The sequence below is a fragment of the Pseudomonas sp. CF161 genome, assembly GCF_000416215.1.
GTDB lineage: Bacteria > Pseudomonadota > Gammaproteobacteria > Pseudomonadales > Pseudomonadaceae > Aquipseudomonas.
Window position 1 is genome coordinate 16327 of record NZ_ATLP01000074.1, and the last position, 12028, is coordinate 28354.

The 12028-nt window shown below is 62.7% G+C and carries 11 protein-coding genes; 2 read left to right on the forward strand and 9 right to left on the reverse strand.

The window, feature by feature from the left end; genetic code table 11:
* Positions 1 to 138: 138 nt before the first annotated feature.
* Genes CF161_RS13215 through CF161_RS13230 form a run of 4 tightly spaced genes read right to left on the reverse strand, consistent with a single transcriptional unit; the run spans position 139 to position 3598 of the window.
* Complete coding sequence (locus tag CF161_RS13215; protein WP_020297088.1) at positions 139 to 1296, reverse strand: betaine/proline/choline family ABC transporter ATP-binding protein; 1158 nt, start codon at positions 1294 to 1296, stop codon at positions 139 to 141.
* On the reverse strand, positions 1293 to 1946 hold the full coding sequence (locus CF161_RS13220) for an ABC transporter permease (protein ID WP_020297089.1): 654 nt from the start codon (positions 1944 to 1946) through the stop codon (positions 1293 to 1295). The genes CF161_RS13215 and CF161_RS13220 overlap by 4 nt, the downstream gene beginning before the upstream one ends.
* A 12-nt stretch (positions 1947 to 1958) precedes the next feature.
* Positions 1959 to 2855, reverse strand: coding sequence for a glycine betaine ABC transporter substrate-binding protein (locus CF161_RS13225; RefSeq protein ID WP_020297090.1), 897 nt, complete (start codon positions 2853 to 2855; stop codon positions 1959 to 1961).
* Between the two features lie 26 nt (positions 2856 to 2881).
* Complete coding sequence (locus CF161_RS13230) at positions 2882 to 3598, reverse strand: ABC transporter permease (protein ID WP_020297091.1); 717 nt, start codon at positions 3596 to 3598, stop codon at positions 2882 to 2884.
* 475 nt (positions 3599 to 4073) lie between these two features.
* Here CF161_RS13230 and CF161_RS13235 point away from each other — a divergent pair, with 475 nt between their 5' ends.
* Both CF161_RS13235 and CF161_RS13240 read left to right on the forward strand, forming a co-directional pair.
* The gene (locus CF161_RS13235; protein ID WP_020297092.1) at positions 4074 to 5657 is read left to right on the forward strand and encodes a peptide chain release factor 3; all 1584 of its coding nucleotides are present in this window, start codon (positions 4074 to 4076) and stop codon (positions 5655 to 5657) included.
* 263 nt (positions 5658 to 5920) lie between these two features.
* The gene (locus tag CF161_RS13240) at positions 5921 to 6214 is read left to right on the forward strand and encodes a hypothetical protein (protein WP_020297093.1); all 294 of its coding nucleotides are present in this window, start codon (positions 5921 to 5923) and stop codon (positions 6212 to 6214) included.
* A gap of 111 nt (positions 6215 to 6325) precedes the next feature.
* On the opposite strand, the gene CF161_RS13245 is transcribed toward CF161_RS13240, so the two are convergent.
* The 5 genes from CF161_RS13245 to CF161_RS13265 form a co-directional block, all read right to left on the reverse strand.
* Entirely contained in the window at positions 6326 to 7297 is a 972-nt protein-coding gene (locus CF161_RS13245; protein ID WP_020297094.1) for a peptide ABC transporter ATP-binding protein, read from the reverse strand.
* Complete coding sequence (locus CF161_RS13250) at positions 7297 to 8265, reverse strand: ABC transporter ATP-binding protein (RefSeq protein WP_020297095.1); 969 nt, start codon at positions 8263 to 8265, stop codon at positions 7297 to 7299. Before CF161_RS13250 ends, CF161_RS13245 begins: the two co-directional genes overlap by 1 nt.
* A gap of 10 nt (positions 8266 to 8275) precedes the next feature.
* On the reverse strand, positions 8276 to 9187 hold the full coding sequence (locus CF161_RS13255) for an ABC transporter permease subunit (protein WP_020297096.1): 912 nt from the start codon (positions 9185 to 9187) through the stop codon (positions 8276 to 8278).
* A gap of 11 nt (positions 9188 to 9198) precedes the next feature.
* Complete coding sequence (locus tag CF161_RS13260) at positions 9199 to 10209, reverse strand: ABC transporter permease subunit (RefSeq protein WP_020297097.1); 1011 nt, start codon at positions 10207 to 10209, stop codon at positions 9199 to 9201.
* A gap of 158 nt (positions 10210 to 10367) precedes the next feature.
* Positions 10368 to 11963: an ABC transporter substrate-binding protein gene (locus CF161_RS13265; RefSeq protein ID WP_020297098.1), complete on the reverse strand. Its 1596-nt coding sequence runs from the start codon at positions 11961 to 11963 to the stop codon at positions 10368 to 10370.
* Positions 11964 to 12028: the final 65 nt, after the last annotated feature.

Consider the following 12028-nt stretch of genomic DNA (forward strand, 5'->3'; position numbering starts at 1 on the left):
TTTCCGGCCGCGAGTGCCGATGAAATGGCACGGGGCCGGTGGCAGGGGGCTGGTTCGCGAAGGCATTTTTACCGTCACCTCATTGCGCAATGACGTTTTGCTTTCGCGAGCAAGCCCGCTCCCACAGGTTTTGTATGTTTACGCGACTACCGCCTCAGCTGGCGAGACGATATTGGTCTTCATCCCGCGTGATCGACCCGAACTCAGATAAGCGGCAATCGACTCTTGGGTCACCTCACCCAGGAACACGCGATCAGCGTCCATCACCGGCAGCCACGACCGGTTGAACTCGTACATCCGCGACAACAGGATGCGCAGGTGTTCGTCGTAGGCGGCGGTGGCGTTGAACTCGCGCAGGAACTGCGCGCAGGTGCCGGTCTGGCGGTGCAGGTCGCGGCGGCGCACGTAACCCATGGCTTTGTTCTCGCCGTCGGTCACTACCACGTAACGACGGTCATGCTCGTCCATCAGCTCCAGGGCGTCGGCCACCGGGGTTTCCGGGCTGACCGATGGCGCGTTGTCCGCCGCGTCTTCGGCCTTGACCAGCAGCAGGCGCTTGAGGGTGCTGTCCTGACCGACGAAGTTGCTCACGAACTCGTCCGCCGGGTGCGCCAGCAAGGTGTCCGGGTGGTCGATCTGCAGCAGCTTGCCGGCGCGGAAGATCGCAATCTTGTCCCCCAGCTTGATGGCTTCGTCGATGTCGTGGCTGACCATGATCACGGTCTTGTTCAGCGCGCGCTGCATCTCGAAGAACTCGTTCTGGATCATCTCGCGGTTGATCGGGTCGACCGCGCCGAACGGCTCGTCCATCAACAGCAGCGGCGCATCGGCCGCCAGGGCGCGGATCACGCCGATCCGCTGCTGCTGGCCACCCGAGAGTTCACGCGGGTAGCGATGCAGGTACTGCTTGGGTTCGAGCTTGATCATGCTCATCAACTCGCGGGCGCGGTCGTGGCACTTCTGCTTGTCCCAGCCCAGCAGCTTGGGCACCACCACGATGTTTTCCTCGATGGTCATGTTGGGGAACAGGCCGATCTGCTGGATCACGTAGCCGATGTTGCGACGCAGAGTCACTTCGTCGAGGTCGGTGGTGTCTTCGCCGTTGATCAGGATCTTGCCCGAGGTTGGCTTGATCAAGCGGTTGATCATTTTCAGCGTGGTGCTTTTACCGCAGCCCGACGGGCCGAGGAATACGCAAATTTCGCCTTCGTTGACGGTCAGGCTCACGGAATCAACGGCGGTGATGGTCTTGCCGTTGCTTTGGAAGGTCTTGGTCAGGTTTTGAAGTTCGATCATTTGAGCAGTCCTTTTGGAGTCAGCGTGCGTTGCAGCCATTGCAGAAGCAGGTCGGCGAAGATGGCCAGGAGACTGACCAGCACGGCGCCGACGATCAGCATCGACATATCGCTGCGGCTGATGGAAGCCAGAATAAGTACACCCAGGCCACCGGCGCCGATGGTGGCGGCGATGGTCATCACACCGATGTTCATCACCACGGCGGTGCGCACCCCGGCGAGGATCACCGGTACGGCAATGGGCAGTTCGACCATGCGCAGGCGCTGGCCGAAGGTCATGCCGATGCCCTTGGCCGCTTCGCGGATGCCGGGCTCGACCCCGGTCAGGGCCAGGTAGGTGTTACGCATGATGGGCAGCAGGGAGTAGAGGAACACCGCGGTGATCGCCGGCATCGGTCCCAGGCCCTGGCCGAACTTGGAGTAGAACGGCAGCAGCAGGCCGAACAGGGCGATGGACGGCACCGTCAGCAACACCGTGGCGCTGGCTTGCAACGGGCCGGCCAGGGTCGGGAAGCGGGTCATCAGCACGCCCAGGGGCACGCCGACCACGATGGCCAGGACCACGGCGATGCCCACCAGGGTGATGTGCTGCCAGGTCAGGTGCAGCACCTGCGTCCAGTCAAGATGGGAAAAGGCGTTCAGAAATTCCATGTCTTCTCCTCTTTATTGGGTGATCGGGTGTTGGCGCAGGAAATCTGCGGCCACGGCGGACGGGCTTTCATGGTCGACGTCGACCCGTGCATTCAGCTGGCGCATGGTTTCGTCGTCGAACAGGGCGGCCAGCGGCTTGAGCTCAGCGGCCAGTTGCGGGTGAGCGTCGAGATAGACCTGGCGCACCACCGGCGCGGCGGTGTAGTCCGGGAAGTAATGCTTGTCGTCTTCCAGCAGCTTCAGCTTGAACGCGTTGAGGCGCCCGTCGGTGGTGTAGACCAGACCGGCAAACACCTGGCCATTGCGCAGGGCGGTGTAGACCAGGCCGGCGTCCATCTGCCGGGTGTTTTTGCGGGTCAGGTTCATCTCGTACAACTTGACCATGCCGGCCATGCCGTCGGAGCGGTTGGCGAACTCGGTGTCCAGGGCCACCAGGCGGTTTTCCCGGGTCTTCTCGGACAGCGCAGCGGTCAGGTCGCTGATGCTGTTGATCTGCGGGAATTCCTTGGCCACGTTCTCTGGCAGGGCCAGGGCGTAGGTGTTGCTGAATTTCGACGGGGAGAGCCAGACCAGGCCTTTTTTCGCGTCGAGTTCTTTCACCCGGGCGTAGGACTGTTCGCTGTCGAGTTTCTCGTCGACGTGGTTGTAGGCCACCAGCGACACGCCGGTGTATTCCCAGATCAGGTCCAGCTGGCCACTTTCCTGGGCACTGCGCGCCAGGTTGCTGCCCAGGCCGCCGGTGACACGGGTGTCATAACCCTTGGTGCGCAGGTACTGCGAGGTGATTTCCGCCAGCAGCGTCTGCTCGGTGAAGACCCGGGCGCCGATGCGGATCACCGGCTTTTCGGCCGCTTGGGCGAGGCCTGCGAACAGCAGGACGCAGCCCAGTATCAAACTTAGCTTTTTCATAAGGATTCCTTTGCTCGGCCCGGCGATTAAGACGGGCGCAGACCGCGTTCCAGCCAGAGGCGGCTGGCCATGGTCACGATGCCGTCAAGCAGCAGTGCCAGCAGTGCGGTGCAGGCCGCCCCCAGTAGCAGTTGCGGCTGATTGTTCAGGGCGATCCCCGGGAAAATCAGGCTGCCCAGGCTGTTGGCGCCAATCAGGAAGGCCAGCGGCGCGGTGCCGACGTTGATCGCCAGGGCCACGCGCACGCCGCCGATGATGATCGGCACGGCGTTGGGCAATTCGACTTTCCACAGCACTTGGCCCGGGGTCATGCCGATGCCGACGGCGGCTTCCTTGAGCGAGCCCTGGACGTTTTTCAGGCCTTCGTAGGTGTTGCGCACGATCGGCAGCAGGGAGGCGAGGAACAGGGCAAAGATAGCGGGGCCGCTGCCGATGCCGAGAACCCCCAGGGCGATGGCCAGTACGGCCAGAGGAGGGACGGTGTTGCCGATGTTGAAGATCTGCATGAAGCGTTCAGCGCGTCCCACCATGTGCGGGCGGCTGAGGAAGATGCCGGCCGGGATGCCTACCACCAGGGCAGCGAGCATCGACACCAGGACCAGAATCAAATGAGCTTGCAGGTAGAACAACAAATCGTCGCGGTACATTTCGATGGTATTGATGCCGATCCAGTGGACCAGCAGGGCCAGGAGAGCGACGACAACCGCTCCTCCTATCAGCCCTTTGCCATAGCGAATAGCCACAGGCGGACTCCTTTATGTCAGTCGGCGCACACATTTCCGGGCGGCATTGCCATTCCTGGCTGCCGGTGAATGTGGTCGCGAAAAGCAGCTCGCCAATGCCGGCAAAACGGCATGAGGTCGAGCCATGAGCGCAGCCTCGTCAGGCTAACTTGCTGATATTTCAGCCCCTGATGAAAGCGTGTAGCAGGGGAGTGGACGTCTGCACCTTTTAAAAGGTTCCATAATTGACAGCATTTAGCCATCGCCCATTGCCCAACGGTCCCTCATAAACGCTCGACCTGTCGCCGCTGCCGCAGGCTGCGCTGTCCCTCGAAACCGCCCCCGCTGCCTCGAATGGTTGTTGGCGCAGGGTGCGGACGGCGCAGCCTGCGGCAGCGGCTAGAGGGGCGTCGACGGCAGGCCGAGCGGTGGCCTGGAAGGCTTGCTTTACGCTATACTCGCCGCCCTTTTTTGAATCACCGCCAGGCGATTTCCCATGACCAAACAGGCCGCCGAAGTCGCGAAACGCCGCACTTTCGCCATTATTTCCCACCCGGATGCGGGTAAAACCACCATCACCGAGAAGCTGTTGCTGATGGGCAAGGCGATTGCGGTCGCCGGTACCGTGAAGTCGCGTAAGTCCGACCGTCATGCCACTTCCGACTGGATGGAGATGGAGAAACAGCGCGGGATTTCCATCACGACCTCGGTCATGCAGTTCCCTTATCGCGAACACATGATCAACCTGCTCGACACCCCGGGCCATGAAGACTTCTCGGAAGACACCTACCGCACCCTGACCGCGGTCGACTCGGCGCTGATGGTGCTCGACGGCGGTAAGGGCGTAGAGCCGCGGACCATCGCCCTGATGGACGTCTGCCGCCTGCGCGATACGCCGATCGTCAGCTTTATCAACAAACTCGACCGCGACATCCGCGACCCGATCGAGCTGCTCGATGAAATCGAGGCGGTCCTGAAGATCAAGGCCGCGCCGATCACCTGGCCGATTGGTTGCTACCGCGACTTCAAGGGTGTGTACCACCTGGCCGACGACTACATCATTGTCTACACCGCCGGCCACGGCCACGAACGCACCGAAGTGAAAATCATCGAGAAGCTCGATTCCGATGAAGCACGGGCCCACTTGGGCGACGAGTACGATCGCTTCGTCGAGCAGTTGGAGCTGGTGCAGGGCGCCTGCCACGAGTTCAACCAGCAGGAGTTCCTCGACGGCCAGTTGACCCCGGTGTTCTTCGGCACCGCCCTGGGCAACTTCGGGGTCGATCACGTGCTCGACGCGGTGGTCAATTGGGCTCCCAAGCCTCTGGCCCGGGTCGCCAACGAGCGCACCGTGGAACCGGTTGAAGAGAAGTTTGCCGGCTTCGTGTTCAAGATCCAGGCGAACATGGACCCCAAACACCGCGACCGTATTGCCTTCATGCGTATCTGCTCCGGCAAGTACGAGAAAGGCATGAAGATGCGCCATGTGCGTACCGGCAAGGACGTGCGCATCGGCGACGCCCTGACCTTCTTCTCCTCCGAGCGTGAGCAACTGGAAGAAGCCTTCGCTGGCGACATCATCGGCCTGCACAACCACGGCACGATCCAGATCGGCGACACCTTTACCGAAGGCGAGGCCCTGGGCTTCACCGGTATCCCGCACTTCGCCCCGGAACTGTTCCGTCGCGTGCGCCTGAAGGATCCGCTCAAGTCCAAGCAACTGCGCCAGGGCCTGCAACAGCTGGCCGAAGAAGGCGCGACCCAGGTGTTCTTCCCGGAGCGCAGCAACGACATCATCCTCGGCGCCGTCGGTGTGCTGCAGTTCGATGTGGTCGCCAGCCGCCTGAAAGAGGAATACAAGGTCGAGTGCTCCTACGAGCCGATCACCGTGTACTCCGCGCGCTGGATCGAGTGCAGCGACAAGAAGAAGCTGGAGGAATTCTCCAACAAGGCCGTGGAAAACCTGGCCATCGACGGCGGCGGTCACCTGACTTACCTGGCGCCGACCCGGGTCAACCTGGCACTGATGGAAGAGCGCTGGCCGGACGTGAAATTCCGCGCCACCCGTGAGCATCACTAAGGTTTGAACCGCTAGCCCCCAAAGCCCCGCTGCATACACAGCGGGGCTTTTTTATTGGCGCCCCGGCGCTCTGCCGGCCACTGGTGCACATAACCCTTTGTTGTAATGGTTATTCGAAAGCACTTTGTCCGTGTGGCGGATCGCCCGCGGGCCATCTGGAAAACCGCGCGCATTGCGACTAGGTTTCACAGCAGTACCCCAAGGTGGCCGAACACGCGGCCTGGGGCCTTCAACGATGAATCTACAAAAGGATGGGCTCGGTCATGAGCGTTCTTCAGCGCATGGTGTTGTTGATCAAAGTGCTGGTGCTGTTAACGGTGGGCGCGTCGACGGCCTGGGCCAATCAAGGGGCGACGCATGAGGCTGGGCTGTGGTCCAGCGCCAGCGTCGCCAACGCGGGGTTGATCCTGGCCCAGGACGACGGGCAAGACCAGAACGGTGCGGATGGCCAGAACGGTGATGACGGCAGCTACGGCGACGATGGAGCGGACGGCGGCAATGGTGCCGACGGTTCCGGCGCTGACGATCCAGCGATGGACGACGACAACGACAGCTGACCGGTTAGCCCCAAGGGGCTGGGCTCGCAGGGAGTCCGGTCGAGCCATGGAGCCAGACATAGCTCCACACATAGCGCCCCCGGATTGATTCCGGGGGCTTTTTTTTGCGGCTCAGCCGAGGAACTGCTCGGCGTAGTGGCAGGCGACCTGGCGGTTGTCGAGCAGACGCAAGGCCGGCTCTTCGGTACTGCACCGTTCAGTGGCGTACGGGCAGCGTTTGTGGAAGGCGCAGCCGGAGGGCGGGTTCAGCGGGTTGGGCAACTCGCCGACGATCTTGATTTTCGGTTTGTCCGGATCCGGGTGAATGGTCGGCGTGGCCGAGAGCAGGGCCTGGGTGTAGGGGTGCAGGGGCCTGCTGTAGATCTCTTCCTTGGGCCCCATTTCCACCGGCCGGCCGAGGTACATCACCATCACCTGGTCGGCGACGTGCCGCACCACCGCCAGGTTGTGGGAGATAAACACGTAGGCGGTGTTGAACTCCTGCTGCAGGTCCATGAACAGATTGAGTACCTGGGCCTGGATCGATACGTCGAGGGCCGAGGTCGGTTCGTCCGCCACCAGCACCTTGGGTTGCAGCATCATGGCCCGGGCCAGGGCGATGCGCTGGCGCTGGCCGCCGGAAAACATATGGGGGTAGCGCTGGTAATGCTCGGGGCGCAGCCCGACCTGTTTCATCATCGCCTGGACTTTTTCGCGGCGCTCGGCGGCAGACAGCTTGGTGTTGATCAGCAGCGGTTCGGCCAGTTGATCGCCGACCTTCTGCCGTGGATTGAGCGACGCGTACGGGCTCTGGAACACCATCTGCACGTCTTTGCGCAATTGCTTGCGCTGCGCCTTGTCGGCCCCGGCCACTTCCTGACCGGCGATTTTCAACGAGCCGGAGGAGGGCTCCTCGATCAGGGTCAGGGCGCGGGCCAGGGTCGACTTGCCGCAGCCGGACTCGCCCACCACGGCCAGGGTCTTGCCGGCTTCGAGTTCGAACGACACCCCGTTGAGGGCGCGCACCAGGGCGTTGCCCTTGAACAGGCCACGGGACACTTCGTAGTGACGGGTCAGGTCGCGGGCGGTAAGAACGACGGCCATTACGCCACCTCCTGATTCAGCGGGTAGAAGCAACGGGCGAGGCTGGCGGCTTTCGGGTCCAGGCCCGGGCGTTGCTGCCGGCAGTGGTCTTGCACGTACGGGCAGCGCGGCGACAGCAGGCAGCCCTGGGGACGGTCATACCGCCCAGGCACAATGCCCGGCAGGGTCGAGAGACGCGCCGCGCCCATGCTGTGTTCGGGAATCGCCGCCAGCAGGGCTTCGCTGTAGGGGTGGGCGGGAATCTCGAACAGCTCCGGCACCTGGCCGACTTCCACCGCCTGGCCGGCGTACATCACGCACACCCGCTGGGCGGTTTCGGCCACCACCGCGAGGTCGTGGGTGATCAGCACCAGGCCCATGTTCTGTTCCCGTTGCAGGTTGAGCAGCAGGTCCATGATCTGCGCCTGAATGGTCACGTCCAGGGCCGTGGTCGGCTCGTCGGCAATCAGCAACTTGGGCTCGCCGGCAATGGCCATGGCGATTGCCACGCGCTGGCTCATGCCGCCAGACAGTTGGTGGGGGTAGGCGTTCATGCGGCTGGCCGCGCCGGGGATTTCGACTTTTTCCAGCAGTTCGATGGCACGTTTGCGCGCCGCCTTGCTCGACATTTTCAGGTGCAGGCGCAGCACTTCCTCGATCTGGAAGCCCACGGTGTAGCTCGGGTTCAGCGCGGTCATCGGGTCCTGGAAGACCATGGCCAGGTCCTTGCCGACGACCTGTCGGCGTTGCCGCGCGCTGAGCTTGAGCATGTCCTTGCCGTCGAAGTGCAAGGCGTCGGCGGTGACGATGCCCGGGTGCTCGATCAGCCCCATCAGCGCCATCATGGTCACCGATTTTCCGGAGCCCGATTCGCCGACGATGGCCAGGACTTCGCCCTTGTCCACGCTCAGGTCGAGGCCATCGACCACGGGGACGGCCTTGGCGTCGCCGAAGCGCACGTTGAGATTCTTGATTTCTAGCAGTGACATGGGAATCTCCTCAGGCGGCGTTCTTGAGTTTCGGGTCCAGCGCATCGCGCAGGCCGTCGCCCATCAGGTTGATTGCCAGCACGCTGAGCAAAATGGTCAGGCCAGGCAGGCTCACCACCCACCAGGCGCGTTCGATGTAGTCACGGGCCGAGGCCAGCATGGTGCCCCACTCCGGGGTTGGCGGCTGTACGCCAAGGCCGAGGAAGCCCAGGGCGGCGGCATCGAGAATCGCCGAGGAAAAGCTCAGGGTCGCCTGCACGATCAGCGGTGCCATGCAGTTGGGCAGCACGGTGATGAACATCAGGCGCGGCAGGCCGGCACCGGCCAGGCGCGCGGCGGTCACGTAGTCGCGGTTCAACTCGCCCATCACTGCGGCGCGGGTCAGGCGCACATACGACGGCAGGGACACGATGGCGATGGCGATCACGGTGTTGATCAGGCCAGGGCCGAGGATGGCGACAATCGCCACGGCCAGCAGCAGCGAAGGCAGGGCCAGCATGATGTCCATCAGGCGCATGATGGTCGGGCCCAGCAGACGCGGGAAGAACCCGGCGAACAGGCCCAGCATCACCCCCGGGATCAGCGACATGACCACCGACGACAAGCCGATGATCAGCGACAGCCGCGAACCCTGGATCAGCCGTGACAGCAGGTCGCGCCCCAGTTCGTCGGTGCCCAGCAGGAACTGCAGTTGCCCGCCTTCGAGCCAGGCCGGCGGGGTCAGCAGGAAGTCGCGGTATTGCTCGCTGGGGTTATGGGGCGCGACCCAGGGGGCGAAGATTGCACAAAAAATGATCAACAGCATGAATAGCAGCCCGGCCACCGCGCCTTTGTTGCGCGAGAAGGCGTGCCAGAACTCTTTGTACGGGGAGGGGTAGAGCAGGATTTGATCGACTGCTACCGAGGAGGTTGGAGTGCTCATAGGTCTTGATCTCAGCGCTGGTGGCGGATGCGTGGGTTGGCAAAGCCGTAGAGGATGTCCACCACGAAGTTGACCAGAATCACCAGGCAGGCAATTAACAGGATGCCGTTTTGCACCACGGGGTAGTCCCGGGCGCCGATGGCTTCGATCAGCCACTTGCCGACCCCGGGCCAGGAGAAGATGGTCTCGGTCAGGACCGCGCCGGCCAGCAGCGTGCCGACCTGCAGGCCGACCACCGTCAGCACCGGAATCAGCGCGTTGCGCAGGCCATGGACAAACACCACCCGCGCGGGCGACAGGCCTTTGGCCCGGGCCGTGCGAATGTAGTCTTCGCGCAGCACTTCGAGCATCGAGGAGCGGGTCATCCGCGCGATCACCGCCAGGGGAATGGTGCCGAGCACGATGGCCGGCAGGATCAGGTGATGCAGGGCGTCGAAGAAGGCCCCGGTGTCATCGGCCAGTAGGGTGTCGATCAGCATGAAGCCGGTTTTCGGCTCGATGTCGTAGAGCAGGTCGATGCGCCCGGAAACCGGGGTCCAGCCCAGGCTGACCGAGAAGAACATGATCAGGATCAGGCCCCACCAGAAGATCGGCATCGAGTACCCGGCCAGGGAGATGCCCATGACCCCATGGTCGAACAGGGACCCTCGTTTCAAGGCCGCGATCACCCCGGCCAGCAGGCCGAGGACGCCGGCGAACAGCAGGGCGGCCATGGACAGCTCCAGGGTCGCCGGGAACAGCGAGGTGAACTCGGTCCAGACACTGGTGCGGGTGCGCAGGGACTCGCCCAGGTCGCCATGGGCCAGCTTGCCGATGTAGTCCAGGTACTGGGCGTACAGCGGTTTGTTCAGGCCAAGGCGCTCCATTGCCTGGGCATGCATCTCGGGGTCGACCCGGCGTTCGCCCATCATGACTTCCACGGGGTCGCCGGGAATCATGCGAATCAGGGCAAACGTCAGCAAGGTGATGCCGAAGAAGGTGGGGATCAACAACCCCACGCGGCGGGCGATAAAACTAAACATCTTCTGGAGTACCTCATCAGCCGGTTAGGCGTGCCCGGCCTCCTTGGGGTCAAGGGGGCCAGGCGTTTCTTAGAACCTGGTCACGATCTGCTGCGCTGGGCTCATGACGCCTCGAACATGGCCGGGCGTCGCGTGCTGGAGCGTGAACAGGTTCATTTCTACTTCACCTGGGTCGTGGCGAAGTTGTTATTGGTCAACGGGTTCTGGTGGTAACCCTCGACGTTCTTGCGCATGGCCGTGAACATTTTCGGATAGGCCGTGGGAATCCAGGGTTGGTCTTCAGCGAAAACCAGCTGGGCTTTTTCATAGAGTGCCGCGCGTTGCGTCGGTTCGGTGTCGGCGCGGGCCTGATCGATCAACGCTTGAAAGGCCTTGTTGCACCAGCGGGCGTAGTTTTCGCCGTTTTTCGCCGCATCACAACTCAAGTTCGGTGTGACGAAGTTATCCGGGTCGCCGTTGTCGCCTGCCCAGCCTGCCGTCACCAGATCGTGTTCGCCATTCTTGGCCCGTTTGAGCATCTCTCCCCATTCCATGACGCGGATGTCGAGCTTGAGGCCGATCTGGGCCAGGTCGGCCTGCATCATCTGTGCGCCCAGCAACGGGTTGGGGTTGGTCGGGCCGCCACCGTTGCGGGTGAACAGGGTCAGCACGGTGCCTTCGGGAACCCCGGCTTCCTTGAGCAGCGCCCGGGCCTTGTCGAGGTCGCGCGCCGGGTTTGTCAGGCTTCGGTTGAAGCCTAGCAGGGTCGGCGGGTAAGGCCCGGTGCCGAGTATGGCGTTGTCCTTGCCATACAGGCTGTTGACGTAGGCCTGTTTGTCGAAGGCGATATCGATGGCCTTGCGTACCCGGACATCGCTGAGATAGGGGCGGGTGGTGTTCATCGCGGTGTAGCTGGTGATCATTGCCGCCAGTTCGGCGATCTTGAGGTTTGGGTCGGCCTTGATGCTGGGGATGTCATCGGGCTTGGGGTAGAGGGCGATCTGGCATTCGTTGGCCTTGAGCTTTTGCAGGCGCACGTTGTTGTCGGTGGTGATGGCGAAAATCAGCGGATCAGCCGGGGGCGTACCACGGAAGTACTCCGGGTTGGCCTTGAACCGGACCTGGGCATCCTTGGCGTAACGGTTGAAGACGAAGGGCCCGGTGCCGATCGGTTTGCTGTTGAGCTCGGCGGTCTTGCCGGCCTTGAGCAACTGGTCGGCATATTCGGCTGGGTAGATCGAGGCAAAGGCCATGGCAATGTCGGCGAGGAAGGGGGATTCGCGCCGGGTCAGGGTGAAGGCCACGGTGTGCTCATCGACTTTCTCGACGCTCTTGAGCAGCTCCTTGAAGCCCATGCTCTCGAAGTAGGGGAAACCCACGCTGGATTTGTCATGCCAGGGATGTTTCGGGTCCAGCTGGCGCTGGAAACTCCAGAGCACATCGTCGGCATTCAGGGTGCGGGTCGGCTTGAAGTAATCGGTGCTGTGGAACTTCACCCCCTGGCGCAGGTGGAAGGTGTAGCGCAGGCCATCCGGGCTGATCTCCCAGGATTCGGCCAGGGCGGGCTGGATGTCCACGGTGCCGGGCTTGAAGTCCACCAGGCGGTTGAACAGGGTTTCTGCCGCCGCATCGGCGGTGACTGCGGTGGTGAATTGGACGATATCGAAGCCTTCCGGGCTGGCTTCGGTACAGACCACGAGGGGCTTGGCCCAGGCGCTTGTGGCAAGGGTCAGGAGTGCGGCGGCGATGGCCGCTTTCAGGGGAAGCAATTTCATCAGAAACCCTCTGCAATCAGTTGAACCAGATTAGCTTGAATGGCGGACTCTTCCTGAGTCCGCCC